General features: G+C 73.1%; 21 protein-coding genes, 1 pseudogene and 1 riboswitch. Of the genes and pseudogenes, 13 read left to right on the top strand and 9 right to left on the bottom strand.

The genetic code is table 11. The features are described from left to right. The first annotated feature begins 25 nt into the window (after positions 1-25). From OG896_RS14710 to OG896_RS14695, 4 genes are all read left to right on the top strand, one after another. Entirely contained in the window at positions 26-1,873 is a 1,848-nt protein-coding gene (locus OG896_RS14710; RefSeq protein ID WP_329365715.1) for a serine/threonine-protein kinase, read from the top strand. Between the two features lie 150 nt (positions 1,874-2,023). Continuing rightward, entirely contained in the window at positions 2,024-4,180 is a 2,157-nt protein-coding gene (locus OG896_RS14705; protein WP_329365713.1) for a protein kinase, read from the top strand. A 274-nt stretch (positions 4,181-4,454) separates the two neighbouring features. Next, positions 4,455-6,092 (top strand): succinic semialdehyde dehydrogenase, encoded by a 1,638-nt coding sequence (locus OG896_RS14700; RefSeq protein WP_329365711.1) that lies wholly within the window; start codon positions 4,455-4,457, stop codon positions 6,090-6,092. A 38-nt stretch (positions 6,093-6,130) separates the two neighbouring features. After that, positions 6,131-8,026 (top strand): GMC oxidoreductase, encoded by a 1,896-nt coding sequence (locus tag OG896_RS14695; RefSeq protein WP_443057250.1) that lies wholly within the window; start codon positions 6,131-6,133, stop codon positions 8,024-8,026. A gap of 335 nt (positions 8,027-8,361) precedes the next feature. Here OG896_RS14695 and OG896_RS14690 read toward each other — a convergent pair whose 3' ends face one another. Beyond that, positions 8,362-8,628 (bottom strand): chorismate mutase, encoded by a 267-nt coding sequence (locus OG896_RS14690; RefSeq protein WP_329365707.1) that lies wholly within the window; start codon positions 8,626-8,628, stop codon positions 8,362-8,364. A 387-nt stretch (positions 8,629-9,015) separates the two neighbouring features. On the opposite strand from OG896_RS14690, the gene guaA reads away from it, so the two are divergent. After that, positions 9,016-10,620, top strand: a complete 1,605-nt coding sequence (gene guaA, locus OG896_RS14685) for a glutamine-hydrolyzing GMP synthase (protein WP_329365706.1) — start codon at positions 9,016-9,018, stop codon at positions 10,618-10,620. Between the two features lie 207 nt (positions 10,621-10,827). Continuing rightward, a pseudogene (locus OG896_RS14680) lies at positions 10,828-11,301 on the top strand (DoxX family membrane protein); the annotation flags it as partial. A gap of 37 nt (positions 11,302-11,338) precedes the next feature. Here OG896_RS14680 and OG896_RS14675 read toward each other — a convergent pair. Further along, complete coding sequence (locus OG896_RS14675) at positions 11,339-11,566, bottom strand: hypothetical protein (protein WP_329365702.1); 228 nt, start codon at positions 11,564-11,566, stop codon at positions 11,339-11,341. After that, entirely contained in the window at positions 11,563-13,032 is a 1,470-nt protein-coding gene (locus OG896_RS14670; protein WP_329365700.1) for a PspC domain-containing protein, read from the bottom strand. The genes OG896_RS14675 and OG896_RS14670 overlap by 4 nt, the downstream gene beginning before the upstream one ends. 156 nt (positions 13,033-13,188) lie before the next feature. Here OG896_RS14670 and OG896_RS14665 point away from each other — a divergent pair, with 156 nt between their 5' ends. Next, positions 13,189-14,490: an ATP-binding protein gene (locus tag OG896_RS14665; RefSeq protein WP_329365699.1), complete on the top strand. Its 1,302-nt coding sequence runs from the start codon at positions 13,189-13,191 to the stop codon at positions 14,488-14,490. Then, positions 14,487-15,170, top strand: a complete 684-nt coding sequence (locus OG896_RS14660; protein ID WP_328468210.1) for a response regulator transcription factor — start codon at positions 14,487-14,489, stop codon at positions 15,168-15,170. The genes OG896_RS14665 and OG896_RS14660 overlap by 4 nt, the downstream gene beginning before the upstream one ends. Before the next feature lie 43 nt (positions 15,171-15,213). Here the strand turns inward: OG896_RS14660 and OG896_RS14655 are convergent, their stop codons facing one another. Further along, positions 15,214-15,531, bottom strand: a complete 318-nt coding sequence (locus OG896_RS14655) for a hypothetical protein (RefSeq protein WP_329365696.1) — start codon at positions 15,529-15,531, stop codon at positions 15,214-15,216. A gap of 275 nt (positions 15,532-15,806) precedes the next feature. Between OG896_RS14655 and OG896_RS14650 the strand changes: the two genes are divergently transcribed. Beyond that, on the top strand, positions 15,807-16,838 hold the full coding sequence (locus OG896_RS14650) for a hypothetical protein (protein WP_329365694.1): 1,032 nt from the start codon (positions 15,807-15,809) through the stop codon (positions 16,836-16,838). A gap of 82 nt (positions 16,839-16,920) precedes the next feature. On the opposite strand, the gene OG896_RS14645 is transcribed toward OG896_RS14650, so the two are convergent. Further along, a complete protein-coding gene (locus tag OG896_RS14645; RefSeq protein WP_329365684.1) occupies positions 16,921-18,141 on the bottom strand; it encodes a MerR family transcriptional regulator in 1,221 nt (406 codons plus the stop codon). A gap of 7 nt (positions 18,142-18,148) precedes the next feature. Then, complete coding sequence (locus OG896_RS14640; protein ID WP_329365682.1) at positions 18,149-18,769, bottom strand: HAD family hydrolase; 621 nt, start codon at positions 18,767-18,769, stop codon at positions 18,149-18,151. A gap of 316 nt (positions 18,770-19,085) precedes the next feature. Between OG896_RS14640 and OG896_RS14635 the strand changes: the two genes are divergently transcribed. Both OG896_RS14635 and OG896_RS14630 read left to right on the top strand, forming a co-directional pair. Then, positions 19,086-19,994 carry a transglutaminase-like domain-containing protein gene (locus OG896_RS14635; RefSeq protein ID WP_329365681.1) on the top strand — a complete coding sequence of 303 codons (909 nt, stop codon included), beginning with the start codon at positions 19,086-19,088 and terminating at the stop codon, positions 19,992-19,994. 122 nt (positions 19,995-20,116) lie between these two features. After that, entirely contained in the window at positions 20,117-20,953 is an 837-nt protein-coding gene (locus OG896_RS14630; protein WP_329365675.1) for a class I SAM-dependent methyltransferase, read from the top strand. A 4-nt stretch (positions 20,954-20,957) separates the two neighbouring features. On the opposite strand, the gene OG896_RS14625 is transcribed toward OG896_RS14630, so the two are convergent. Beyond that, positions 20,958-22,217 (bottom strand): NlpC/P60 family protein, encoded by a 1,260-nt coding sequence (locus OG896_RS14625; protein ID WP_329365673.1) that lies wholly within the window; start codon positions 22,215-22,217, stop codon positions 20,958-20,960. 318 nt (positions 22,218-22,535) lie between these two features. Here OG896_RS14625 and OG896_RS14620 point away from each other — a divergent pair, with 318 nt between their 5' ends. Beyond that, positions 22,536-22,895 (top strand): hypothetical protein, encoded by a 360-nt coding sequence (locus OG896_RS14620; RefSeq protein WP_329365671.1) that lies wholly within the window; start codon positions 22,536-22,538, stop codon positions 22,893-22,895. Between the two features lie 5 nt (positions 22,896-22,900). Continuing rightward, positions 22,901-23,698 (top strand): class I SAM-dependent methyltransferase, encoded by a 798-nt coding sequence (locus tag OG896_RS14615; protein WP_329365669.1) that lies wholly within the window; start codon positions 22,901-22,903, stop codon positions 23,696-23,698. Positions 23,699-23,804: 106 nt separating this feature from the next. On the opposite strand, the gene OG896_RS14610 is transcribed toward OG896_RS14615, so the two are convergent. Both OG896_RS14610 and OG896_RS14605 read right to left on the bottom strand, forming a co-directional pair. Beyond that, positions 23,805-24,878 carry a C40 family peptidase gene (locus OG896_RS14610; RefSeq protein WP_329365667.1) on the bottom strand — a complete coding sequence of 358 codons (1,074 nt, stop codon included), beginning with the start codon at positions 24,876-24,878 and terminating at the stop codon, positions 23,805-23,807. 7 nt (positions 24,879-24,885) lie between these two features. Further along, positions 24,886-25,040, bottom strand: a riboswitch (cyclic di-AMP (ydaO/yuaA leader). Between the two features lie 191 nt (positions 25,041-25,231). Continuing rightward, entirely contained in the window at positions 25,232-26,359 is a 1,128-nt protein-coding gene (locus tag OG896_RS14605; RefSeq protein ID WP_329365665.1) for a C40 family peptidase, read from the bottom strand. Positions 26,360-26,614 lie beyond the last annotated feature (255 nt).

The following is a 26,614-nucleotide window of genomic DNA, read 5'->3' as shown; positions in this document are numbered from 1 at the left end:
CCGGAAGACACGACAGAGGGATTCCATGAGCGAGGACGAAGGTACCGACGGACGCCTGCTCGCCGACCGGTACCGCCTCGGTGGCGTGCTCGGCAAGGGCGGCATGGGCACCGTGTGGCGCGCGGTCGACGAGACGCTCGGCCGCAGCGTCGCCGTGAAGGAGCTGCGCTTCCCCGGCAACGTGGACGAGGACGAGAAGCGCCGGCTGGTCACCCGCACCCTGCGCGAGGCGAAGGCCACCGCGCGCATCCGCAACACCGGCGCCATCACGGTCTTCGACGTCGTCAAGGAGGACGACCGGCCGTGGATCGTCATGGAGCTGGTCGAGGGCCGCTCGCTGGCCGACGCGATCCGTGAGGACGGGCCGCTCTCCGCCCGGCGCACCGCGGAGATCGGCCTGGTGCTGCTCGACGTGCTCAAGGCCGCGCACGCGGAGGGCATCCTGCACCGCGACGTGAAGCCGTCCAACGTGCTGCTCGCGGAGACCGGCGACGACGAGGAGGGCCGGGCCTCGGGCAGCGGGCGGGTCGTGCTCGGCGACTTCGGCATCGCGCTGATCGACGGTGACCCGTCGGTGACGTCCACCGGCATGCTCGTCGGCGCGCCGTCGTACATCTCGCCCGAGCGGGCCCGCGGCCAGAAGCCCGGCCCGCCCGCCGACCTGTGGTCGCTCGGCGCGCTGCTGTACGCCTCCGTCGAGGGCCACCCGCCCTACGACAAGGGCTCCGCGATCGCCACCCTCACCGCGGTGATGACCGAGCCGGTCGGGCCGATGCGCAACGCCGGGCCGCTCGCCGAGGCGATCAACGGGCTGCTGGTCAAGGACCCGGACCGGCGGCTGGACGACGCGGGCGCGCGGCGGCTGCTCAACGCCGTGGTGAACGCTCCGGAAGAGCCGGTCGAGCCGGCCGCCGACCCGACCAGCGTGATGCCGATGCCGTCGGTGCCACCCACCGTGGGTACCGCGATCGACCCCCAGCCCGTGCCGACGGACGCGCCGCCCGCCGCCCGCAAGGCCGCGATCGACCAGGCCAGGGCACGCGAGGCGCTGCGCGCGCTGCGCAAGGCGACCGACCGGAAGGTGCCCGCGGGAGCGGGTGCGGCGGCCCCGGCCGGACCGGCGCGCGCGCCGCTGAGCGACGTGGTGCCGCGCCGCACCATGGTGATCGTCATCGCCTTGGTGGTGCTGGCGCTGCTGGGCACCGTGATAGGCATCGCGATAGCCAACTCCGGTGGCGGCGACGGCAAGAGCGGCAAGGGCGCGTCCGGCGGCTCGCCGAGCACATCCGCCCAGGGCACCGACGAGAACGCGGCCAAGGAGAAGGGCCAGAGCCAGGACCCCGACGGCGCGGCCGGGTCGCCCAGCACGGCCGGCACGGCCGCCTCCACCACCCCGCCGGCCGCCGGGTCCGGCACCGACGCCCTCCCCCAGGGCTGGCACACCTTCAAGGACTCCGAGGGCTTCTCGATCGCGCTCCCCGCGGGGTGGAAGCGGGTCGGCGACGACGGCTACGGCGTCGGCTCGCGCTTCAAGGGCAGCGGCGGCGAGAACCTGCTGGTGGACTGGACCCACAGCCCGGGCAAGAGCGCCCTGCACAACTGGCAGGTCTCGGCGGCCGCCGCGCCCGGGCAGATGAAGAACTACCACCAGATCAAGGTGGCTTCCGCGGACTACCGTGACTACGACGCCGCCGACTGGGAATACACCCGGCAGCAGAACGGCAAGGCCGTACATGTCCTGAACCGCGGCATGGTGACGGACAAGAAGCACGGCTACGCCCTGATGTACACCACCCCGGCCGGCGCGTGGGGCAGCGACGTGAACCAGCACAGGCTCACGACCTTCTTCAGTACCTTCAAACCGGCCAAGTAGGCGGGGCGAAGCACGTAAGGTGAGTGCGTGTGGACTGTCCGCAGCCGGATACGGACCGACTCGCCGTCGGAAGTGTCCGGACCTGAAAGGGCCTGACCGTTTCGGGTGCGCGGGCGGATGAGCGAACGGGCGGGCCGGAAGGGGGGCGCCGTGGAGGAGTACGCAGGACGGGTGCTCGCTGAGCGCTACCGGCTGCCCCGGCCGCCCGCCGACGAGTTCGAACTCGTCGAGAGCCGCGCCTTCGACACCTACAGCGGCCAGGAGGTCCTGGTCCACCAGGTGCTGCTGCCCGAGGTGGTCAGTGCCGACCCCGGCGAGGAGGGCCCCGGCGGGTCCGACGGCGCCGAGGGGCTGGACGAGAGTGCCCGGCGCGCCCTGGAGGCGGCCCGCACCGCGGCCGCCATCCCCGACCACCCGCGGCTGGTCCAGGTCTTCGACATCTTCGTCGAGGACGGCAGCCTGTGGATCGCGAGCGAACTGGTGTCCGCCCGGTCGCTGGCCGCGTTACTCGCCGAGCGCCCGCTGGACGCCTACCGCGCCGCCGAGGTCGCCTCCGACGTGCTGACCGCGCTGCGCGCCCTGCACGCCACCGGCTGGACGCACCGCAACGTCACCGCGAGCACCGTGCTGGTCTGCGACGACGGCCGCGCGATGCTCGCCGGCCTGGCCGCGGGCGCCGCCCAGGAGGCGCTGTGCGGATACGACCCGGTGCCCGAGCAGGTGCTCGCCGGCGGCACCGACGCGGACCCCGACGACTGGCACGGCCCGCGGTCCGCGCTGGAACAGGAGCGGGCCCGGCAGAACCGCATCACCGTGGTCGGCGCCGTCACCGAGCGCTGGGCGCCCGAGCAGGCGCACGAAGTGCACGAGAACTGGCGGCTGTCCCCGCCGGTCGGCCCGGCCGCCGACCTGTGGGCGCTCGGCTCGCTGCTGTTCCGCAGCGTCCAGGGCCACCCGCCCTTCCCCGAGGAGAGCGCGGCCGAGCTCGTCCAGCTGGTCTGCGCGGAGCCGCCGGCCTTCGCCGAGGAGTGCGGCCCGCTGCGGCCGATCGTGGAGTCGCTGCTGCGCCCGGACCCCGAGGAGCGGCCGGAGGCCGAGGAGCTGGGCGGCTGGCTGCGCTCGCTGATCCGCTCCGCGCCCGAACCCGACCTCGGCGTCAGCACCGTGCAGGTGCCCACCGACCCGGCGAAGCTGCCGGTGAAGCGGCGCCGGGGCGAACTGGTCCGGCGGCGCCGGCGGAAGGCGGCCGCCGAGGAGGCCGGCGCCCCGCACCGCAGGCACGCCCGCGGCAAGCAGGCCAAGGTGGGCCGCCCGCCGAAGCCGCCCAAGCCCGCCAAGCTGCCGAAGGCGCCCGGTGCCACGACCGCCCTCGGGATGTCCGGCACCGGTCCGGCCCCCGCCGCGCCGGTCGCGCCGGCCGCGTCGATGGAAGCGACCCGCCCGGCCAAGGCGGCCCGGCAGCCGCGCCCGTCCGTGCCGGCCCAGCCCACCGCCGGCCGTAGCGGCCCGCGCACCGCGGCCCGCCCGCACATCCACGAGGAGGACGTCGTCTACCGGCGTCCCGACGGCAGCGACGACTCGCCGCGCCGGCTCGGGGTGCGCTTGCTGATCGCGGTGCTGGTGATCCTCGCGGCCGCGGTGGCGTACGCCCTGCTGGTGATGCCGCACCGCGGCGACTCCTCCGACGGCGCGAAGGCCGACCGCAGCGTGCCGGCCCGGATGCCGAACCCCGGTGCGGGCAAGGGCGACGGCAAGGGGGACGCCTCCACGGCGCCGTCCACCGGCACCTCCGCGCCCGCCGGCAAGTCCCCGACCAAGCCCGCGAAGACGGCGCCCGCCTCCCCGTCGGGACCCGCGCTCGGCCCCGGCTACGCGCTGCGGCACGACACGGCCGGCTTCTCCGTCGCGGTGCACACCGGCTGGCAGCGCTCGGGCCCCAACGCCCAGGACGAGGTCACCTACTCCGGCGACGACCTCCAACTCACCGTGGTCCCCGGCCGCGACAAGTCCTCCGCGCGCGGCACCGACCCGGTCGCCTACCAGCTCAACGAGCCGGAGCTGTCCGACTTCCGCTCCTCGTCCTGGTCCTCCGCGTCGGGCCTGCAGTCCCTGACGCTCGACGGCCACCCGGCGGCCGAGGGCGAGTACACCTACCGCAACTCCAGCGGCCAGGGCGTGTACGCGCGGAACCTCGCCATCCTGATCGACGGGAAGTACCACATCGTGCTGGTCACCGGCCTGGACAACCAGCGGGCGGCGGTCCAGCAGGCGTTCGACAAGGCCGTCCAGACCTACACCGCGAACTGACCCCGGCCCGGCCCCAGGCCCGACGGTCCGTCAGCCCGCCGCCCGTCCGCGGTTCCGCTCGTTCGCCGGTCCGTGCGTGCGCCCGCCGCCGGTCGTTCGCCTGCCGTCCTTCCGTTCGCCCGCTGGACCGTCGTCCGTCCGCCCGCCTGTTCGACCGTGCTGACCTGCGAAGATCACCACGATGCCATTGCGCGCTGGCGTGGTTGCAGAAGTCACGGAGAAAAAAGCTACTGATGGGTACCCACGGCGGGCCGGTCGCCGTACCCTCACCGGCATGACGGATTCGCCGGAAAGCGTGACACGCAGTGCCTCCCTCACCGACGGCAGCACCGACAACCCCGTCGCGCCGCAGCCCGCCACCGCACGCGGCCCGCGGGATGTCGTCACCCCCGACCTCGTCGCCCGGCTGACCCGGGGCGTGCTCGGCTCCGGCCGCACCGCCGGCCACACCCCGCTGACCGGCGACAAGCTCGCCGACCTGCCGGAGGCCACCCCGGACGACGTCGCCGAGGCGTACCGCCGCGCCCGCGCCGCCCAGACCGGCTGGGCGGCGACCTCCGTACGCGAGCGCGCCCGGGTGCTGCTGCGCTTCCACGACCTTGTGCTCGCCCGGCAGGCCGAAGTCCTCGACCTGATCCAGCTGGAGACCGGCAAGGCACGGCTGCACGCCCACGAAGAGGTGCAGGTGGTCGCGATGGCCGCCCGGCACTACGGCTTCAAGGCGCCCGCCTACCTCAGGCCGAAGCGGCACACCGGCGCCGTGCCCACCCTCACCAAGGCGCTCGAAGTGCGCCAGCCGCGCGGGGTGGTGGGGCAGATCGCGCCCTGGAACTACCCGCTGGAGCTGTCCGTCGGCGACGCGCTGCCCGCCTTCGCGGCGGGCAACGCGGTGGTGATGAAGCCCGACACCGAGACCGCGCTGACCGCGCTGTGGGCCCGCCGGCAGCTCATCGAGGCCGGGCTGCCCGAGGACGTCTGGCAGATCGTGATCGGGGACGGCCCGGTGGTCGGCCCCGCGGTGGTCGAGCACGCCGACTACGTCTCCTTCACCGGCTCCACCCGCACCGGCCGCGAGGTCGCCCAGCGCGCCGCCGCCCGGCTGGTCGGCGCCTCGCTCGAACTCGGCGGCAAGAACGCCCTGCTGGTGCTGCGCGACGCCGACCTGGACCGGGCCGCGGCCGGCGCGGTGCGGGCCTGCTTCGCCTCCGCCGGGCAACTGTGCATCTCCATCGAGCGGTTGTTCGTGCACGAGTCGGTCGCCGACGCCTTCACCGCGAAGTTCGTCGAGCTGACCCGCTCGCTGCGGCTCGGCACCGCGCTGGCGTACGGCGCGGGCATGGGCTCGCTGGTCGGGCCGCGGCAGCTCGACGTGGTCACCCGGCATGTGGACGAGGCCCGGGAGAAGGGCGCCACGGTGCTCACCGGCGGCCGCCCGCGCCCCGACATCGGCCCGTACGTCTACGAGCCGACGGTGCTGACGGGCGTCGAGGCCCCGATGGCGGTGTGCGCCGAGGAGACCTTCGGCCCGGTGGTGTCCGTCTACCGCTTCCACGACGAGGACGAGGCGGTCGAGCGCGCCAACGCCACCGAGTACGGCCTCAACTCCAGCGTGTGGACCCGCGACGTCCGCCGCGGCACCGCGCTCGCGGCCCGGCTGCGCTCCGGCACGGTCAACGTCAACGAGGCGTACGCGGCGGCCTACGGCAGCGTGCGGGCGCCGATGGGCGGCATGAAGGACTCCGGGCTCGGCCGCCGGCACGGCTCGGAGGGCATCGTGAAGTACACCGAGGCGCAGACCATCGCGGTGCAGCGGCTGATGCCGATGGGCCCCGCGTTCGGCATGAGCGACGAGAAGTACGCGGCGCTGCTCAACGCCTCGCTGCGGCTGATGAAGGGGCTGCACATCCGCTGAGCGCGGCCCGGCTCCCGACCGCGCCGGTTTCCGACGTGATCCGACCCGACCCGACCCGCTCGACGACCGATCATCCTCCGGAGGACCAGGTGGCACAGGAAGACGGCTACGACTACGACGTCATCGTCGTCGGATCGGGCTTCGGCGGTGCGGTGTCCGCGCTGCGGCTGACCGAGAAGGGCTACCGGGTCGGCGTGCTGGAGGCGGGCCGCCGCTTCACCCGCGAGGAGCTTCCGAAGAACTCCTGGGACGTGCGCAACTACCTGTGGGCGCCGTCGCTCGGCCTCTACGGCATCCAGCGCATCCATGTGCTGGGCAAGGTGCTGGTGCTGGCCGGCGCGGGCGTCGGCGGCGGTTCGCTGAACTACGCCAACACGCTGTACGTCCCGCCGGCCGCGTTCTTCCAGGACCGGCAGTGGGGCGCGATCACCGACTGGCAGCAGGAGCTGGCGCCGTACTACGACCAGGCCAAGCGGATGCTCGGGGTGCGGCTCAACCCGACGATGACGCCGTCCGACGTCCATCTGAAGTCCGCCGCCGAGAAGATGGGCGTGGGGGAGAGCTTCCACCTCGCGCCGGTCGGGGTGTTCTTCGGCGACGGGCGGGACGCCTGCGGCGGCGAGGGAGCCGGCGGCGCGGGCGACGGGACCGGCGGGCCGGGCGCGGCGCCCGGCGAGGAGGTCGCGGACCCGTACTTCGGCGGCGCCGGGCCGCGCCGGCGGGCCTGCGTCGAGTGCGGCGAGTGCATGACCGGCTGCCGGCACGGCGCGAAGAACACGCTCAACGAGAACTACCTCCACCTCGCGGAGCGGGCCGGCGCCGAGATCCGGGCGATGACCACCGTCGTCGAGCTGGCCGACGACCCGGCGGGGGGCTACCGGGTCACCACCGTGCCCACCGACCGGCGCAGGAAGGGCGCCCGCGGCGTGCTGCGGGCCCGCCAGGTGGTGGTCGCGGCCGGCACCTACGGCACCCAGACGCTGCTGCACGCCATGCGCGACTCCGGCCGGCTGCCGCGGATCTCGGCCCGGCTGGGCGAGCTGACCCGGACCAACTCCGAGGCGCTGGTGGGCGCGCAGACCTCCGCGTCCCGCTACCGCAAGCGCCACCCGGACCGCCCGCTGGACTTCACCCGGGGCGTGGCCATCACCTCGTCGGTGCACCCGAACGACCACACCCACATCGAGCCGGTCCGCTACGGCCGCGGCTCCAACGCGATGGGCAACCTGTCGATCATGGCCGCGCCGTACCGCGGGAAGCTGCCGCGCTGGGCGGAGTTCGCGGTCAACTACCTGCGGCACCCGGCGGTCGCGTTCCGTTCGCTGTCGAACTTCCGATGGTCGGAACGGACGATCATCGGACTGGTGATGCAGACCAGCGACAACTCGCTGACCACCTACCGCAAGGACAAGGGCCTGGGCAAGGGGCTGCTGACGGCACGTCAGGGCCACGGCGCCCCGAACCCCGTGCACATCCCCGAGGGCGCGCGGGCGGCCGAACTGATCGCCGAGGAGATCAACGGCTTCGCGGGCAGCAACGTCGGCGAGGCCACCGACCGGCCGATGACCGCGCACTTCCTGGGCGGCTGCCCGATCGGCGCGGACGCCGACCACGGCGTGATCGACCCGTACCACCGGCTGTTCGGGCATCCGGGCATCCATGTGGTCGACGGCGCCGCGGTCTCGGCGAACCTCGGCGTCAATCCCTCGCTGACGATCACCGCACAGGCCGAACGGGCGATGTCGCTGTGGCCGAACAAGGGCGCGGCGGACCCGCGGCCGTCCCAGGGCGAGGCGTACCGCAGGATCGCCGCGGTCGAGCCGGAATCCCCGGCGGTGCCGGCGGACGCGTTCGGCGCGCTGCGGCTCACGCTGCTGCCGATACCCCGAGTTCCTCGGGCGGAAGAAGCGCCGCGGGTGCCCAAAACGCCCTGAACACGCTGTAATGTGTCACTCGCAGAGCGGCCGGTCCCGGGCGTCCCCGGGAACCGACCGCCTCTTTAGAGTCGTGACCGGGCTGCTGTCCCCTGCCGTCCGGCCACTCGCACCGATGCGAGGTCCCACGGCGGCCACATTGCCGCGGCCGCCTCATCGCACCGGCTCACACCCCGCCTAGCTGCGTCTAGGCGGTGTCCATTTCCACGCGTGGTGTTGGGTTACCGCCCCTGGCTGGCACGGACATCACCTCCAACGAAGGGGCCGTCGGCCGGTCACGTGCCGTTCGGGTGATCCCCCTCGAAAGGGGAACCTCGCCCGTCGCGGTCATACCGTCATACCCGACCCCGGCCCAGTTCCAGCAGGGTCATCGCGAGCGCGGTGCCGGGGCGGCCGAGGGTGTCGCCGTACGCCCGCAGCACCTCCATCTCGCGGGCCAGGTGCAGCCGCCGGCCGCCGGCGCCCATCCGGGCCCGCTGCACCTCCTGCGACACCGCGACGCGCTGCCGGACGAGTTCGATGATCCGCGCGTCGAGGTCGTCGATGCGCTGCCGGGCCTCGGCGATGATCTGCTCGGTGTCGGAGGGAAGGGTCTCGGTCACGGTCTGCTCCTCGGGTCGGTGGCACGTCGGTCACGACCCGGGCCGCGGTCCGGGGAAACGACAGGCGCCCCGGGCCGAGTGGCCCGGGGCGCCTGGAGGTCGCTTGCGTCAGCTCACGCGACGCGACCATGGCAGCCGGACCAGCCGGTGCCATAGGTAAACGCGAAGGTGTGCGTGTGCATGGCGCCCAGTATGGACCACCGACCGGGTGCGCGCGCAAGGCGGTGCGCGGGCGGTGCGGTGGGGGCTGCGTCGGACGGTGTGGCTCTGGGCGCGCGGGGCGGGGTGGCGGGCGGAAGCGGCTTGGGCGGCGGGCACCGTCGGGGGAGCCGCCCGGCGCTGGGTAGACTGGCGGCACACTCCCGCACCCTCGCCGGAAGGCCGCCCGTGTCCTCAGCGACCCCAGCCGACCCCGCTCCCGACGGCGCCGCCGCCACCGACACCGTCCTGGTCGTGGACTTCGGCGCGCAGTACGCCCAGCTCATCGCCCGCCGGGTGCGCGAGGCGCGGGTCTACAGCGAGATCGTGCCCTCGTCCATGCCGGTCGCCGAGATGCTGGCGAAGCGGCCGAGCGCGATCATCCTGTCCGGCGGCCCCTCGTCGGTCTACGCGCCGGGCGCGCCCAGCCTGGACCGCGAGCTGTTCGAGGCCGGAGTACCCGTCTTCGGGATGTGCTACGGCTTCCAGCTGATGGCCACCTCACTCGGCGGCACCGTCGACAACACCGGCGCCCGGGAGTACGGCCGGACCGCGCTCGAGGTCTCCAAGCCCGGCTCCACCCTCTTCGAGGGCACCCCCGCCCAGCAGTCGGTGTGGATGTCCCACGGCGACGCCTGCTCGGCCGCGCCCGACGGCTTCACCGTCACCGCGAGCACCGACGTCGTCCCGGTCGCCGCGTTCGAGAACGACGAGAAGCGGCTGTACGGCGTGCAGTACCACCCCGAGGTGATGCACTCCACACACGGCCAGCAGATCCTGGAGCACTTCCTCTACCGCGGCGCCGGCATCAAGCCGGAGTGGACCACCAGCAACGTGGTGGACGAGCAGATCGCCGCGATCCGCGCCCAGGTCGGCGACCGGCGGGCGATCTGCGGACTGTCCGGCGGGGTGGACTCCGCGGTCGCCGCCGCGCTGGTGCAGCGCGCCATCGGCGACCAGCTGACCTGCGTCTACGTCGACCACGGCCTGATGCGCAAGGGCGAGACCGAACAGGTCGAGAAGGACTTCGTGGCCGCCACCGGGGTGCGGCTGAAGGTCGTCGACGCCTCCGAGCGGTTCCTCGCCGCGCTCGCCGGGGTGTCCGACCCGGAGCAGAAGCGCAAGATCATCGGCCGGGAGTTCATCCGGGTCTTCGAGCAGGCGCAGGCCGAGATCATCGCCGAGGCGCCGGACGACCAGCCGGTGGAGTTCCTGGTGCAGGGCACCCTCTACCCGGACGTGGTGGAGTCCGGCGGCGGCACCGGCACCGCCAACATCAAGTCCCACCACAACGTGGGCGGCCTGCCCGAGGACCTCCAGTTCGCTTTGGTCGAGCCGCTGCGCAAGCTCTTCAAGGACGAGGTGCGGATGGTCGGGCAGGAGCTCGGCCTGCCCGACGAGATCGTCCAGCGGCAGCCGTTCCCCGGCCCGGGCCTCGGCATCCGTATCGTCGGCGAGGTCACCAGGGACCGCCTCGACCTGCTGCGCGAGGCCGACGCCATCGCCCGCGAGGAGCTGACCGCGGCCGGCCTGGACCGCGACATCTGGCAGTGCCCGGTGGTGCTGCTCGCCGACGTCCGCTCGGTGGGCGTCCAGGGCGACGGCCGCACCTACGGCCACCCGGTGGTGCTGCGGCCGGTCTCCTCCGAGGACGCCATGACCGCCGACTGGTCCCGGCTGCCGTACGACGTGCTGGCCCGGATCTCCACCCGGATCACCAACGAGGTCGCCGACGTGAACCGGGTCGTGCTCGACGTCACCAGCAAGCCGCCGGGCACCATCGAGTGGGAGTGAGCGGGCGCCGCCCCCGGACGGTCTCGCGCCAGGGGGCGGTCCGCTGCGGCAGCAGCTGCGGCAGCAGGTGCGGCGGCCGGTGCGGCGGGCCGGGAAATGTCCCGCCGGGTTGAGTCACAGCCCGCCGGTATACGTATGACCCCCTGACGCCGCTGCAACGGAAGACGACTTCCACCCCACCAAGAGCGGCGGGAGAGGCGGGAGACGATGCTGGAGATGTGGCGGGAGACCGCACGTCGCTACGCACTGCTGCCGTTGCGGATCTTTCTCGGTGTGACGTTCACCTACGCCGGGCTCGACAAGCTGACCAGCAACACCTTCTTCACCGACTCGGCGAACGGCTCGCTGCTGCAGACCCTGCACGGCGTGCGGGACTCCGCGGCGATCCCGGCGATGGTCGACCTCGCGCTGAAGGCACCGCACGGCTTCGGATACGCGATCGCGCTCGGCGAGCTGGCGGCCGGTCTCGGCGTGCTCTTCGGGCTGCTCGGCCGGGTCGCCGCGCTCGGCGGCGCGCTGATCTCGCTGAGCCTGTGGCTGACCGTGAGCTGGTCCACCACGCCCTACTACTACGGCAACGACCTCGCCTACCTGATGGCCTGGCTGCCGCTGGTGCTGGCGGGCACGCCCTACCTGTCGCTCGACCTGCTGATCAGGAAGCGGCGCACCGGTGCGGGCGCCGGCGCCGCCGTCGCGGGGGCGGCCGGACCCGCGGCGGCTACCGCCGAGGGGATCGACGCTTCCGCAGGGCCCGTACGGTCCGCACCCCCTGCGTGACGACCCCCGTCGCCACCACCAGGCCGAGGCAGGTGCCCGCGACGGGGATCGACAGGTTGGGGTCCGAGAGGTTCCCCACACCGGCCACGTCGAGGAAGAAGGCCACCGCCAGGCCGATCAGGACCAGGCCCATCACCAGGGCGGTCGGTTCAAAACGGTGCCGCTTCACCGGACCACCCGCAGATCTCCGACGCCGACCTTGACTGTGAGGTCGATGGTGCCGGTCGACGGGGTGCCCGGCCTCGGGCTGTAGACCTCGGTGTCGTGGGTGCCGCTCCTGATGTTCACTCCGCTGTGGCTCTTTCCCGGCAGCAGCACGTCGCCGACGCCGATGTGGTAGGTCAGGACCACCGTGGCGTTCGGCGGCAGCTTCACTTCCGCCTCGCCCACGTGCACGTCCAGCCGGGTGCTGACCGTGCGGTTGCCCAGGGACACGGTCCGCAGGTCGAGGACGCCGTCGCCCGCGCCGCGCACGTACGACGGTTGGATCGCGGTCGTGGTGGTCGGGGTCCAGCGGCTGGTCCACCCCTCCTGGTCCTTCGGCAGCGAGGCGGCGCCGATCAGGCCGGCGATGGTCAGCAGCGACCAGAACGCGGTCAGGCCGCGCGGCCGCCCCGCGAAGGACGCGATCAGGTAGGCCACGCCGAACACTCCCAGCGCGGACGCCAGTCCGATCTCCACGCTGCTGCCCACCGACGTCCGGTGCACCGCCACGCAGGTGCCCACGCCCGCGGCCGTCGCCGCCAGCAGGAAGGCCACCAGGCCGAACGGCCACTGGCGTTCCTTGCGGGTCTTCCTCTTCCGCTCCCGCCACGCCTGCCGGTCCGCCGCCTGGTACGGCCCGTCGTCCGGGCCCCACAGGTAGGGCGGCGCCTTCGTCAGCGGGTCGCGCCACCAGGACGGGGCGCTGCCGGGCTCGGGCGGCGCCTGCGCGGCGGGCGGTGCGTCGGCGACGGCGCTCGCCGCCGCGAGCGGGGTCTCGCCGGCCGCCTGCATCCTGGTCCGCTGCTGCGACCAGTACACGGCGGCCACGGTGGCGGCCAGCAGGATCAGGGAGAACGCCTGGTTGGCGCCGTTGCCGAGCATCGAGGCGTACAGACCGCAGCCGACCAGTGCCATCAGCACGGCGGTCAGCGGCGCCCCCTCGATCCGGCCGGAGAGCAGGCGGTGCGCCTCGCTCTCCTCCTCGTCCTCCTGCGGGATGACCAGCCAGCCCAGGCCGTAGATGATCAGACCGATGCCGCCGGTCAGCGCGAGGACGGCGAGCACGATACGGAAGATGACCGGGTCGACGCCGAAGTAGCGGCCCGCGCCGTGGCAGACGCCGGCCAGCACCTTGTCCTTGCCGTGGCCGCGCCGGAGTTGCGGGCGGCTGTCGTCGGAGGTGCCCTCGCCGTCGCCGTCCTTGCCGTCGTCCCCGTGCGAGGCGCGGGTGCTGCCGGACCGCGTGCCGGTGTCCGTGCCGCCCGCGTCGGTGCCGCGGTCGTCCCGGGTCGCGCCGGCCGGCCGCGGGGCCTCGTCCGCGGGCGAGGGGGGCGGCGCACCGGCGCCCTCGTCCCGAACCTCGCCGCGGACCTCGTCCCGGTCCGTGGCCCGGTTACGGGCCGCGCTCGTCTCGGTGGGGTCGTCGGTCATGGACACCATGGTCGCCCGTCCGCCGCCGTACCGGCACCCGCCCCGACCCTGGTACGACCCTGATCCCGCCCCGGACGCTCCCTGGGGGTCGGGCCGGGCAATCCTCGGGGGTTCACCCTGATGCCCGCGAGGACGTGCTTGTGTGACGATCGGGGTATGTCAGCCAGCACCCCGCCGCCGCCCGGACCGTCCGGCGGCGTCTCCGGAGCGTCCTTCCTCACCCCGCCCGAACCGGCGGGGTCCGGTGTGCGCAAGCTCTACCGCAGCTCCGAGGGCCGGATGGTCGGCGGGGTGGCGCGCGGGCTGGCCGGCCACCTCGGGCTGCCCGTGCTGTGGGTACGGGCCCTGTTCGTGCTGCTCGCCGTCTTCAACGGCATCGGCATCCTGCTCTACGCGGTGTTCTGGTTCTTCGTGCCGCTCGGCGTCGGCGGTGTCTCCGAGGCCAAGGAGCCGCGCGACGCCCGGTCCTGGCTGGCGGGCAAGCGTCCGGACAAGGGTCAGATCATGGCCCTGATCGCGCTGGCCGGCGGCACCGGCATCCTCGTGGACAACCTCAACCTCGGCGCGGCCAACCGCGCGGTGTGGCCGCTGCTGCTGATCGGCGCCGGCGTCGCGCTGGTGTGGCGGCAGGCCGACAACGCCCGCAAGGCGCGCTGGGTCGAGATGAGCCACGGCAAGCGGTTCTGGCCGCTGGTACGGGCCGCGGGCGGCATCGTGCTGGTGATCGCCGGGGTGACCGGCTTCATCGTGGTGCGCGGTTCCGGCAGCCACCTCGGCGGCATCCTCCAGGCCGCGCTCGCCGTGCTGGTCGGGGTCGCGCTGATCGCCGGGCCGTATCTGGTGCGGATGACGCAGGACCTGTCCGCGGAGCGGCTGATGCGTATCCGCGCCCAGGAGCGCGCGGAGGTCGCCGCCCACGTGCACGACTCGGTGCTGCACACGCTCACGCTGATCCAGCGGCACGCGGAGGAGCCGCGCGAGGTGGCCCGGCTGGCCCGGGCCCAGGAACGCGAGTTGCGCGCCTGGCTCTACCGCCCCGAGGGCACCGGCCGCGACGACGAGCCGACCACGCTCGCCGACGCCGTACGGGCCGCCGCCGCGGAGGTGGAGGACGCGCACGGCGTGCCGGTGGAGGTGGTCTGCGTCGGCGACTGCCCGCTCGACGAACGGCTGGCGGCGCAGATGCAGGCCGCGCGCGAGGCCATGGTCAACGCGGCGAAGTACGGTGGCGACGGCGCGGTCCAGGTCTACGCCGAGGTCGAGGAGGCGAAGGTGTTCGTCTCCGTACGCGACCACGGTCCCGGTTTCGACCTCGACCAGGTTCCCGGCGACCGCATGGGCGTAAGAGAATCGATCATCGGACGGATGCGGCGCAACGGCGGCGAGGCCCGGTTGCGGGCCGCGCCCGGCGGCGGCACGGAAGTCGAACTCGAGATGGAGAGGGTGGCGGTGGCATGACTACGCCCACGGGAGACGAACGACGGGTCCGGGTGGTCCTCGTCGACGACCACCGCATGTTCCGCACCGGGGTGCAGGCGGAGATCGGCGTCACCGCGGAGACCGGGGTCGAGGTGGTCGGCGAGGCGGCCGACGTGGACCAGGCGGTCACCGTCGTCAACGCGACCCGGCCGGAGGTGGTGCTGCTCGACGTCCACCTGCCCGGCGGCGGCGGGGTGGAGGTGCTGCGGCGGTGCGCGGCGCTCAGCGCGGACCCGGACCGGCCGGTGCGCTTCCTCGCGCTGTCGGTGTCCGACGCGGCGGAGGACGTGATCGGCGTCATCCGCGGCGGCGCGCGCGGCTACGTCACCAAGACCATCACCGGACCCGACCTGGTCGACTCGATCTTCCGGGTGCGCGACGGCGACGCGGTCTTCTCGCCCCGGCTGGCCGGCTTCGTGCTGGACGCCTTCGCCTCCACCGACGCCCCGCCCGTCGACGAGGACCTGGACCGGCTCACCCAGCGCGAGCGCGAGGTGCTGCGGCTGATCGCCCGCGGCTACGCCTACAAGGAGATCGCGAAGCAGCTGTTCATCTCGGTGAAGACCGTCGAGTCGCATGTCTCCGCGGTGCTGCGCAAGCTCCAGCTCTCCAACCGGCACGAGTTGACGCGCTGGGCGACCGCCCGGCGGCTGGTCTGAGCGCGCGGGTCGCGAAGAGCGGGCCGGGCCGGGCGGCGACGGCTCACTCGTCCTCGTCGGTGGGCCAGACCAGGACGTAGTTGGGGGTGTGCGCGGTGCGCTCCTCCACCGGGGTGTGCACGGAGTCCATGGGGACGTCGTCCGGCACTGCGCAGCGGCTGAGGTGGATGCCGGTCAGGCACCCGTCGCACCAGAAGGACGCGTAGCCGACGCGGTCGGCGGGCAGACCGCAGAAGGTCAGATTCAGCTCGCGGGCACCGCAGTTGGGACAGCGGACGTCCGGCGCCGTGCGCGGCAGCCGGTCGTAGCGCTGCTGGAAGGCTGCCATCCAGTCGCCCCAACTCGCCTTCAGGGCTTGCATCGGTGGTTCTCCCGTCGGGTCGGCTCATCGGGCGAGCGTAGACACTACGCCGGTGCGGGGCGGCGACGGTCGGAATGCCCGAACCGTGACCTTCGGCGGCGCGGGGAACGGCGATTGGTCATTTATGCCGGACAAGTTCTCACAGAAACTTCACAGCTCGTGCAACGTGTGCGGGCGCGGGCCCGTCAAGCAGGGTGAGCCACAAGGCTCTTGATTCCTCTCGTCACGGCGGCCGGGCCTCCCGGCCGCCGTGACGCTGCTCAAGCGGAGAATCCATGCGTATACGCGCAACCGCGGCCGTCGCAGTCGTCTCGGGCGCACTGGCCCTGACTGCCGTCGCGATCCCGGCCGCACAGGCGACCGGCGCTTCCGGCGCTTCCGGCGCTTTTCCGGCCCACGGCGGCTGGGCGTCCGCCCACCGGTTCGCGGTGGGCACCTCGGCCGCCGGGCCGGAGGCCAGGTCCGCCGCCAAGCCGGCGGTGAAGGAAGCCACTTCGGCCGCGACTTCGGCCGCTGCCTCGGCCGCGACCGCCGCCGCCGAGCCGTACCCGCTCGCCGTGACCTTCTCCCAGCTCAAGGTCGACAACGGCAAGCCGGCCGTGGTCGTCGGCACGACGAACACGGTGCACGTGCCCTTCAGCTTCACCCTCACCGCCACGAACGTCGACGTCCGCGCCGCCGACTTCTACGCCGGCGTCGACCTCTACCGCGGCTCGGCGAACACCCCGAGCAACGACCTGTTCGGTGACAACCCGCCGAAGTGCAGCGTCACTTCCTCCACCAGCTCCGCGAACTCCGTGGTCACGGTGGAGAGCTGCAAGGGCACCGTGGACATCTACCCGGGCCAGGACCTCACCTTGAAGGACGCGGGCACGGGCTGGCACTCGGTGGCCTGGGCGGTCGCGCTCAACGGCCAGGACGGCGACAACCCGGACCCGAGCAAGATCGGGCAGGCCGCGCTCACCGGCCAGCACGCGCCGGCCATCCAGCGCTACGCGACGCTGACCGCGAGCGCCAAGCCGAAGCCGGTGAAGAAGGGCGGCACCGTGACCGTCACCGGCAAGCTCAGCCGCGCCAACTGGGACACCCACAAGTACGCCGGCTACACCGGCCAGCCGGTCAAGCTGCAGTTCCGCAAGAAGAACAGCAGCACCTACACCACGCTCAAGACGGTGAAGACCGACAGCCACGGCAACCTGAAGACCACCTACAAGGCGACGGCCGACGGCTACTGGCGGTTCTCCTTCGCCGGCACGTCGACCACCCCGGCGGTCTCGGCCGCGGGCAGCCACGTCAGCCTCAAGTGAGCAGGGCGCCCCGGCCGGTTGACGGTCCGGGGCGCCCCTGAGGTGATTCCTGACGGATTCCTGACGGGAGTCCTGACGGAAGTTACGGCGTGGCGGGGGCGACCACGTCCGCCACCACGCAGCTCACGTTGTCGGGGCCGCCCGCGCCGTTCGCGAGAGCGATCAACGCGCGGGTGGCCTCGTCGGGTTCGGCCTCCTCCATCAGCACCCGGCGGATGTCGGTCGGCTCGGCGACCACCGGCAGCCCGTCGGAGCACAGCAGGTAGCGGTCGCCGGGCCGCGGGGCGTGCAGCTTCAGGTCGGCGGTGGGCGGCGGGCCGTCGGACAGCAGTGCCCGCAGCAGCAGGGACCGGTCCGGGTGGGAGGCCGCCTCGGCCTCGGTGAGCCGGCCGTCGTCGATCATGGACTGCACGAGGGTGTGGTCGTGGGTGATCCGGAACAGCTCGCCGTCGCGCAGCAGATACGCCCGGCTGTCGCCGATGTGCACCAGGGCGAGGTGGGTTCCGGTCCACAGCATGGCGGTGAGCGTGGTGCCGACGGGGGCCGTGCCGGGTGCGGGTGGTGCGGGTGGTGCGGACGGTGCGGATGCCGGTACGGGTGCGGGTGCCGCGGTCCCGACCGCGCGGGCCGCTGCCTCCACCGCGTCCTGGAGGACGTTGAGCAGGTTGCCCGGCGGGAGCGGTGCGCCCGTGTCCAGGTCGGCGAGCGCCTCGATCGCGGCCGCGCTGGCCGGGGCGCCGGCCGGCCCGAAGCCGTCGGCGACCGCGAGCAGGCGGTCGCCCGCGTACACCGCGTCCTGGTTGCCGGGCCGGACCAGACCGGTGTCGGAGCGGGCGGAGTAGCGCAACGTCAGAGTGGTGTCGGGCATGGGTGCGTTCCCTTCTGAAGGGCCAGGTGTTCGGGGGCCGTGCTCTTGGGTGTCGGGCGTTTGGGTGTCGGGCGTTTGGCGGCCGGCTGCTCCGGCGTCCGGCGCGCGGTCGAGGTGGGCGAGCAGGAAGCCGGCGAGGTCCCGCCGCGCGGCGGTCTCCGCCTCCACCTGCGCCCAGTACCCGCGTATCTCCTGGGCGGCGGCCGCCTCGGTGGCGCACGCGCACACCCGCTGGATGCGGGCCAGCGGCATGCCCAGCCGGCGCAGCCACGCCACCAGCCGGGCCCGTTCGAGCTGTTCGGGGGCGTAGAAGCGGTAGCCGGTGTCCGGGTCCACCCGGGCCGGGGGGAGCAGTCCGAGGTCGTCGTACAGCCGCAGCGCCTTCGGCGAGAGCCGGGCCGCCTTCGCGAAGGCGCCGATGGTCAGCAGGTCCATGCCCGGGTCAGGCCGCGGCCGCGACGTGGGAGGCGATCCGCTCCCGCGTCGTCGCGTTGTCCGTGTGCAGCACCGCCGACATGCCGAGCGCCTGGGCCGCCTCGACGTTCGCCGCCAGGTCGTCCACGAAAAGGCAGTCGGCCGGGCGCGCCCCCAGCCGCTCGCAGGTCAGCGTGAAGGCGCGCGGATCGGGCTTGGACCACCCGATCTCGTGCGAGTAGACCACCGCGTCCGCGCTGCCCACCAGCGCCGCGAAGCCGTACCGCTCCTCCTCGCGCTCCCGGGCGCCGACGAAGCTGTTGCTGAGGATGCCCAGGGTGCAGCTGCCCTGCAACTCCCGTATGTACGAGATCAGTTCGGTGTTCGGCGTGCCCAGGTACCCCGTCCACAGGTCGGCGAAGAACGCGTCGGTCCGGGCCGGGTCGAGGCCCAGCTCGGCGCTGACCGCGGCCCGGGTCTCCGGCTCGGTCATGGCGCCGGACCCGCCCGCCGTCCACACCTCCTCCAGCCGCTGGTCCACCGCGCCGGCCGGCAGCCCCAGCCGCCGCTCCCAGGCGGCGTCCCAGCCGGTGCGCGGGGTCAGTTCCAGCACCCCGCCGATGTCGAGGATCAGGCACGCAGTGGTCATCCCGGTCGTCCTTCCGATGCGTGGCCGGGCGGGCGGCCCGGGGAACCGGCCTGGTCGGCGGCCGGTACGACCACGATGGGCCCTGTCCCAGGGGGAAGGTCAAGCACGGCTCTGTGGGGCGCCCGGTCGCCATCCGGTGGGCGCCCGGCCGATGCGTGCCCTCGGGCCGCCCCCGGATCGGCCTCGGGCCGGCCTCGGCCCAACCCCTGGACAGTGCGGCCCGGTTTTTGGCACGGTGGGGTGCGCCGACCCACCCTTCGAAAACGTGGCCGATGGTCGACGTCACAGTCGAATGCCGCAGGCAGGGGGCTCCACCATGACCGCAGACCGCCTCGCCCCAGAGGAAGCCGCCTTCTACGCCTCGCAGAGCAGCTTCTCCGACCCCGGCGAGCTGGTCGGCTGGTACACCGACCTCCCCAGGGACGTCGGCGAACTCGCCCGGGTGGTGCGGGACGTGATGGTCCACCGGGTCGAGGGCGGCCAGTTCGGGGTGCCGATCGCCGAGGACCGGATGCGCGACGACGCGGAGACCCGCTACGTCGACGACATCCTGCGGCTGGTGGTGAACCGCAACGGCGCGCCGCTGGTGGAGCGGCGGGAGTTCGCCGACCGGTTCGTGGGGATCTGCCGCGACTTCACCCTCCTGCACGTCTCCCTGCTGCGCCACGTCGGCATTCCCGCGCGGCTGCGCTCCGGGTTCGCCGACTACTTCGGCGACGACGGGTTCCACTTCGACCACGTCGTCACCGAATACTGGGACGACCAGCGCGGCTGGCTGCTGGCCGACGCCCAGATCGTCGACCCCGAGCGGTACTCGATGCCGTTCGACCCGACCGATGTGCCCAGGGACCGCTTCCTGGTCGCGGGCAAGGCGTGGCAGCTCATCCGCGCCGGCGGGGCGGACCCGAAGTCCTTCGGGCTCCACCTGCCGGAGGGGCCGATGGTGGGCGCGTGGTTCGTGGCCGGCAACGTCAGGCTCGACCTGGCCGCCCTCAACAAGGTCGAGACCCTGCTGTGGGACGTCTGGGGGACCGGCGCGGGGTCGGACGACGAGATGGGCGACGAGATCCGCGACCTCTACGACACCGCCGCCCGCGTCACCGGCGACGAGGTGCCCTTCGCCGAGGCCCGCGCGCTCTTCGCGGAGCACGACGGGCTGCGCACGCCGTCCACCGTGCTGTCTCTGGCCCCCTTCAACGGCCCCAGCCGGGTCGCCCTGCGCTGACGGTCCGCTCTGCGCTGAAGACCGGCCTGCGCTGACGGCCGGCCCCGCACTGACAGCCGACCCGGCGCGCGGGTCCGGCCGCCGGTGATCCTCGCCTCCCACCCGACAGAGAGGTACTTGACATGGTTCAGGTGTACGAGGACCGGCGGCTCGCCGGCTCCTACCACGCGGGAAACGACATGCCGGACGCTTCGCTCCGCGCCTGGGCCGGACTGATCGCGGACTGCGCTCCCGTCCCGGCGCCGCGCGTGCTGGAAGTGGGCGCCGGCACCGGCATGTTCGCGGCGGCGCTGGCCCGGTGGACGGACGCGCGCCTCGTGGTGGGCGTCGAGCCGTCGCCCGCGATGCTCGCCGAAGCGCATCGGCTGCACCCGGCCGCGCACCGCCCGGACCGCCTGCACTTCGCGGCGGGCCGCGCCGAGGCGGTGCCGCTCCGCCCGCGCTCGGTCGACCTCGCCCTGCTCTCGCGGGTGATCCACCACCTGCCCGACCGCCGCGCCTGCGCACGGGAGTTGGCGCGGGTGCTGCGGCCCGGCGGGGTGGTGGTCGTCCGGACCACCTTCCGGGAGCGGCTGGACGCCGTCGTCTACACCTACTGGCCGCGGCTGCTCGACATCGACCGCGTCCGTTTCCCCGCGGAGGCGGACGTCCGCGCGGACTTCGCGGCGCACGGGTTCGACGTCGTACGGATCAGCTCGCACGCCGAGCCGGTCGCCGCAGGCCTGCGGGCGTACCACCAACGGCTGGTGACGCGCCCGCAGTCGAAGTTCACCCACCTCACCGAGGCCGAATTCGCCACGGGGCTGGCCCGGTTGGCCGCTGACGCGAAAGCAGAAGCCGAAGCCGAAGCCGAGGCCGAAGCCGCAGCCGCAGCCGGAGCCGGAGTGGACGCCGAGCCGCTCGTACGGCCGCGCCCCGTGTCGGAGCGCTACGACGTGGCGGTGTTCCGGCTCCGTTAGCCGGTCACGCGGGGCGGGTGGCGCCGGCGAAGGGCATCTCGGAGATGGGGGCGATCCGGATCGGGGCGCCCGGGTGCGGGGCGTGGATCATCTCGCCGTGGCCGATGTAGAGGCCGACATGGGAGATGCCGGAGTAGAAGAAGACCAGGTCGCCCGGGCGTAGTTCGGACTCGGCCACGCGGGTGCCGGCGTTGATCTGGGTGTAGGTGGTGCGCGGCAGGGAGACGCCCGCGGCCCTCCACGCGGCCTGGGTGAGGCCGGAGCAGTCGTACGAGCCGGGCCCGGTGGCGCCCCAGACGTAGGGCAGCCCGATGGCGCGGTAGGCGAACGCGACGGCCTGGGCGGCGCGCGCGGAGGGTGCGGGCGAGGCGTCGAGCGGCGGCCGGGAGGTGCCGCGGGTGGCGGTGCCCGAGCCGGGGGCGCCGGAGCGGTTCGCGTCCGCGCCGCCGTCGGAGCCGTCGACGGTGGCGCGCTGGGCCGGCGTGAGGGAGTCCAGCAGCACCTGCGCCTGGTGCAGCGCGGTCTGCACGGTCCGCTTGCGGTCGGCGAGTTGGCCCTGTGCGGCCTTGAGGGTGGCGAGCTTGCCGTCCGCCTCGGCGCGGGTCTGCTCGATGTCCCTTCGCTGCCCGGCCAGTTGGGCGAGCGTGGCGGCCTGCCGGTCGCCCATCCGGTCCAGCGCGCCGACCTGGGCGAGGTACGTCTCGGGCGAGGAGCTGAGCGCGAGTTGCAGGGCGGGGTCCAGCGTGCCGGAGCGGTACTGCGCGGTCGCGATCGAACCCAGCCGGTCCCGGGTCGTGTTGAGCTGCGCGGTCTTGCGGGCCAGCTCGGCCTGGAGGTCGGTGACCGCCGCGCGGGCGGTGGCGGCCTTCTGCCGCGCGCCGTCGTACTGCTGCGTCGCCGCCTCCGCCTGCTGGTAGAGCGCGTCGACCCGCGCCTTGACCGCCGTGACGGAACCGGCCGGGCCGTTCGCGCCGTTCGGGCCGTTCGCGCCGTCGGCTTCCTTCGCGCCGTCCGCGCCGTCCGCTCCGGACGCCGTCGTGGCGCCGGCGGCCGGGCCCGGTTCGGCCTGCGCACTCTCGCCGAGCAGGCTGACGGACGCGGCCGACACCAGCGCCAGCGACAGCGCGGCGCGGGCGGTCGCCCGTGAGACGAGCGGTGGCCGGGCGGCGGTGCGGTCCGTGGCGCGGTCCGTGACGCGGTCAGCGGTGCGGGCGGCGGGGACCGGGCCGCGGCGGTGGCGACTCCGGCGACTGTGCGAGGCCATGCGGCCGTCACTCCTTCGGCAGGGCGGGCCCGGCGGCGCCGCGTTACGGGGGGACGCGGCACCGCCGGACGTCGGCAGGGCGGCCGTGCCGCCGACGTACCGACGGCGAAGGGAACCGGCCACCTGCCAGTGACGCTAAACCTGCCCCGGGGGCCGTCCGGGGCAGGTGTCCGGGACTGCCCGCTTTCCGCCGCGGCCGACCGGATTCGACCGCCGTTCGACGGGTGACCCGCCCGCATCCGGGCGCCCGCCGACCGAAGCCCGCGATACGGCACCCCGCCCGCCGCGCGCTGCTATAAGCGCCGTAGGGTCCGGCCCATGGACACCCTCATCAATGTCTTTGTCGGGCTGCACATCATCGGCATCGCGGCGCTGCTGGGCGGCTTCCTCACCCAACTCAAGGCGATGGGCCGGGGCAGCGCCGAGCCGCGGTTCGTGCCCGGCATGCTCTACGGGGCCGGCACGATGCTCGTCACCGGGGTGGCGCTGGTCGGCCTCGCACACGCCGACGACCGGCACCTCAGCAACGTGAAGCTGGGCATCAAGCTGGTCGTGCTGCTGGTGATCCTCGGGCTCGTCTACGTCAAGCGCGACGAGGAGAAGGTCGACGCGGCCTCCTTCGGCGCGGTCGGCGGCCTGACCGTCGTCAACATCTTCATCGCCGTGCTCTGGACCTGACCGCGATGACCGGCATCTCCTACGACCGCGCCACCGCCGAGCAGTACCGGCTGGCCCGCGAGGTCCCGCGCGCCGGGCTGGCCGCGTGGCGGGCGGCGATCGAGGCGGCGGTCGAGGCAACGGCTGAGGCGGCGGTCGAGGCGACGGCTGAGCGCACCCCCGGGCTCACCCCCGGGACGACCGTGCTCGACGTCGGCGCCGGCACCGGCGGTTTCGCGGCCGCGCTGCACGACTGGTTCGGCGTCCACGTCGTGGCGGTCGAACCGGCCGAGGCGATGCGCGCGCTCATCCCGCGGGCCCCCGCGACGGACGGCCGCCCCGGCATCGAGGCCCTGGCCGGCCGGGCCGACGCGCTGCCGGTGCCGGACGGCGGCGCGGACGCGGCCTGGCTCGGCTCGGTGCTGCACCACATCCCCGATCTGCCCGCCGCCGCCCGCGAGTTGCGCCGCGCCCTGAAGCCCGGCGCGCCGGTGCTGATCCGCAACCTCTTCCCCGGCCGGGCCGACCGCGACCTGCGGGTCCGCTTCTTCCCCGAGACGGTGGCGGAGATCGACGGCTACCGGACGGTGGACGGCGTCTGCGCCGACTTCGCGGCCGCCGGGTTCGTACGGCGCCGACTGGTCGCCGTACCGCAGGAGAGCGCGCCGAGCCTCGGGCACTACGCCCGCCTGCTGCGCCGGGACACCGACTCCAAGCTGCGGGCGCTGAGCGACGAGGACTTCGAGCGCGGCATGGCACGGCTGCGGGCGGCCGATCCGGCGGCGCCGGCGACGAGCTGGATGGACCTGCTGGTGCTGGCCTGAGCCGGGGGGTGGGGCACGAAGGCCATGAGTAAGGGCCGGTCTCCTGGAGACCGGCCCTTACCCATTACGTGCTGACGTGGCCTGCGTTCAGCCGCCGCACGCCCGCTTACGCGATGCGGCGGGCCGCCGCGAACGGCATCCAGTCCATCGGGGCGACCTCGACCGTCGCGCCCGTGTGCGGGGCGTGCACGATGTTGCCGTTGCCGATGTAGATCCCGACGTGGCTGATGCCGGAGTAGAAGAACACCAGGTCGCCCGGGCGCAGATCGGCCTTGGAGACCGCGGTGCCGTCCTTGACCTGGTCCCAGGTGGTGCGCCCGATGGTGATCCCGGCGGCGTGGTAGGCGGCCTGGGTCAGCCCCGAGCAGTCGTACGAGTCCGGGCCGGTGGCGCCGCGGTAGTACGGCTTGCCGCGCTGGGCGAGCGCGAACTGGATCGCGGCGGCGGCGCGGCCGGACGCGGGCCCGTTGTACTTGTAGGTCGAGCTGGAGCCGGACGACGAGGACGAAGACGAGGACGACGAAGAGGTCGACGTCTTGGGCTGCATCGCGGCGAGCTTCCTCTTCTGCTCCGCGTTGAGGCTGTTGAGCAGTTTCTGCGCGGCGGCGAGCTTCGTCTGCAGGTTCTTCTTCTGCGTGGCGAGCGTGCTCTGCGAACCGGTCAGCTTCTTGAGGCTCGCGGTGGCCTGGGCCCGCTGGACCGACGCCTGCTCCTGCTGGATCTTGAACGTCTTGAGCGCCTGCTCCTGAGTGGCGGTCATCCGGTCCAGCAGGTGGTTCTGCGAGAGGAAGCTCTCCGGGTCGTCGGAGAAGAGCAGCTGCGTGGTGGCACCGAAACCGCCGGTGCGGTACTGCTCGGCGGCGAACTGCCCCAGCACCCGCCGGGACTCGTTCATCTGCTGGGTCTTGTCGGCGACCTGGGCGAGCAGCTGGTTGGTCTTGGTGCGCTGCGCCGCCGTGTCCTCCTGGGCCTGGTCGTACTTCTGCGTGGCGACCTCGGCCTGCTCGTTCAGCGAGTCGACCTGCTTCTTGACCTCGGCGATGGAGGGCTTCGCGGGCGCCGCGTTCGCGGTCTCGCTCATCAAGGTGACCGAGGCCAGGGCCGCGGTGGTGATACCGACGGCGGCCCGTGTGCCGGTCGACGCGAGTATCGGGGTACGCGGCTTGCGATGCGACGCCAAGGAGACGACTCCTTCCGGGTACCGCCGACCGGGTTAGCTGACGGGTTCGGGCGGGGAAGGTCGCCCTACGGGTCGAACGCTCGTCGCGTCCACCCCGATTCACCCCAAAGTGCCTGTGGGTCCCCGGTTCCGGCCGCCGGCCGGATTAGGCGGAGATGGTTCGCTGCCGGACCTTCGCCGACGGGAGGCGGACCACCTAGCGGGCTACCGTAGTCAACTTCGCCGGGTCTTGGGAAGTTTGGATTGCAATGTGACCGAAATCGCTTTGTGACCTTGGGTTTTGCCGGATACTTCGCCCCGGCGCCTTATCGGTCATCCGGGTCATCCGGTGGCGACCCGGTCGGGATGCTCCATTACGGACGGACAGCCCCGTAGAAGGGCATCTCGGTGATCGGGGCGATCTTCACCACGGTGCCGGTGTGCGGGGCGTGGATCATCTCCCCGTTGCCGATGTAGAGGCCGACGTGGCTGACGTCGCTGTAGAAGAAGATCAGGTCGCCCGGCTGAAGGTCGGCCTCCGACACCCGGGTGCCCACGTCCACCTGGTCGTAGGTGGTGCGCGGCAGGTCGATCCCGGCGGCCTTGTAGGCGGCCTGGGTCAGCCCCGAGCAGTCGTACGAGTCCGGGCCGGTCGCGCCCCACACGTACGGCTTGCCGATCTGCTTCCGGGCGAAGGCGATGGCCTGGTCGGCGGCCGAGGAGTTGACCGGCGCGACGGGCGCGTCGGTGCCCTTGGCGGCGGCGGCCTTCGCGGCGGCCTCCGCCTTCTGCTTCTCCTGCGCGGCGAGCTTCTTCGCCTTCTCCTTCGCCTCGGCCTCCTGCTTGGCCTGAAGCTCCGCCAGCCGCTTCTTCTCCTGCGCGTTGAGGCTGTTGAGGAGCTTCTGCGCCGCGCCCAGCTTCGTCTGCACGTCCTGCTTGGCGGACTTGAGCTGCCCCTGCTGCGCGGTCAGCGAGGCCAGGCTCTTGGCCGCCTCGATCCGCTGCTGGGTGACCGCGACCTGCTGGGTCTGGTAGTTCTCGACCGCCGCCTGCTGCCGCTTGCCCATCACGTTGGCGAGGTGGATCTCGTTCGCGAGGTCCTGCGGGTTCTCCGACAGCAGGTAGCGGGTGGTGGTCAGGTCGCCGCCGCTGCGGTACTGCGCCGCCGCGAACTCGCCCAGCACGCGCCGCGAGTCGTTGAGCTTCTGCGTCTTCTGGGCGACCTGCGCGAGCAGCTTGTTGACCTTGGTGTTCTGCTGGTCGGTCTGCTCCTGCGCCTGGTCGTACTTCTGGGTGGCGGCCTCGGCCTGCTGGTTGAGGGAGTCGACCTGCTTCTTGACCGTGCTGATCGACGGCTGCCTGGGCTTGGTGGGAGCGGGGGTGGCGCTCGCGCTCTCGCTGAGCAGCGTCACAGTGGCCAGTGCCGCCGTGGTGAGCCCCACGGCGGCACGCGGACCGGGGGTGCTGAGTAGCGCGGTACGAGCCTTACGGTGCGTCGCCATGGCGCGCGGACTCCTCTCGGACGCTGCCGGTTCCGGCTGGTGCGGCACGCTAGCCAACGCCCGGCGCGCCTGGGAAGGGCGATGTCCGATAGGCCCGATACCTTTTCGTAATCTTTTGCCGAAGCGGCGCGGTCGTCACGCAGCGTGGTAATCGGGCTACCCGGGAGGCCGCTTTCCGGCAGGCCCGGGCGCCGAGCACGTGGACTTCGGCGGACGGCGGTGGACTGTCGGTGCGGGCGCCTAGACTCGGGAGGC

The sequence above is a fragment of the Streptomyces sp. NBC_00669 genome, from assembly GCF_036226785.1.
Lineage (GTDB): Bacteria > Actinomycetota > Actinomycetes > Streptomycetales > Streptomycetaceae > Actinacidiphila.
Note: the sequence above shows the minus strand (reverse complement) of the source record. Positions and strands in the feature narration are given on the sequence as shown.

Excerpts from the sequence above, each read along its gene's own strand:
- OG896_RS14710 (WP_329365715.1), top strand. The coding sequence starts at position 26 with ATGAGCGAGGACGAAGGTACCGACGGACGCCTGCTCGCCGACCGGTAC.
- OG896_RS14700 (WP_329365711.1), top strand. The coding sequence starts at position 4,455 with ATGACGGATTCGCCGGAAAGCGTGACACGCAGTGCCTCCCTCACCGAC.
- OG896_RS14670 (WP_329365700.1), bottom strand. The coding sequence starts at position 13,032 with ATGACCGACGACCCCACCGAGACGAGCGCGGCCCGTAACCGGGCCACG.
- OG896_RS14665 (WP_329365699.1), top strand. The coding sequence starts at position 13,189 with ATGTCAGCCAGCACCCCGCCGCCGCCCGGACCGTCCGGCGGCGTCTCC.
- OG896_RS14660 (WP_328468210.1), top strand. The coding sequence starts at position 14,487 with ATGACTACGCCCACGGGAGACGAACGACGGGTCCGGGTGGTCCTCGTC.
- OG896_RS14655 (WP_329365696.1), bottom strand. The coding sequence starts at position 15,531 with ATGCAAGCCCTGAAGGCGAGTTGGGGCGACTGGATGGCAGCCTTCCAG.
- OG896_RS14650 (WP_329365694.1), top strand. The coding sequence starts at position 15,807 with ATGCGTATACGCGCAACCGCGGCCGTCGCAGTCGTCTCGGGCGCACTG.
- OG896_RS14645 (WP_329365684.1), bottom strand. The coding sequence starts at position 18,141 with ATGGACCTGCTGACCATCGGCGCCTTCGCGAAGGCGGCCCGGCTCTCG.
- OG896_RS14640 (WP_329365682.1), bottom strand. The coding sequence starts at position 18,769 with ATGACCACTGCGTGCCTGATCCTCGACATCGGCGGGGTGCTGGAACTG.
- OG896_RS14635 (WP_329365681.1), top strand. The coding sequence starts at position 19,086 with ATGACCGCAGACCGCCTCGCCCCAGAGGAAGCCGCCTTCTACGCCTCG.
- OG896_RS14630 (WP_329365675.1), top strand. The coding sequence starts at position 20,117 with ATGGTTCAGGTGTACGAGGACCGGCGGCTCGCCGGCTCCTACCACGCG.
- OG896_RS14625 (WP_329365673.1), bottom strand. The coding sequence starts at position 22,217 with ATGGCCTCGCACAGTCGCCGGAGTCGCCACCGCCGCGGCCCGGTCCCC.
- OG896_RS14620 (WP_329365671.1), top strand. The coding sequence starts at position 22,536 with ATGGACACCCTCATCAATGTCTTTGTCGGGCTGCACATCATCGGCATC.
- OG896_RS14615 (WP_329365669.1), top strand. The coding sequence starts at position 22,901 with ATGACCGGCATCTCCTACGACCGCGCCACCGCCGAGCAGTACCGGCTG.
- OG896_RS14605 (WP_329365665.1), bottom strand. The coding sequence starts at position 26,359 with ATGGCGACGCACCGTAAGGCTCGTACCGCGCTACTCAGCACCCCCGGT.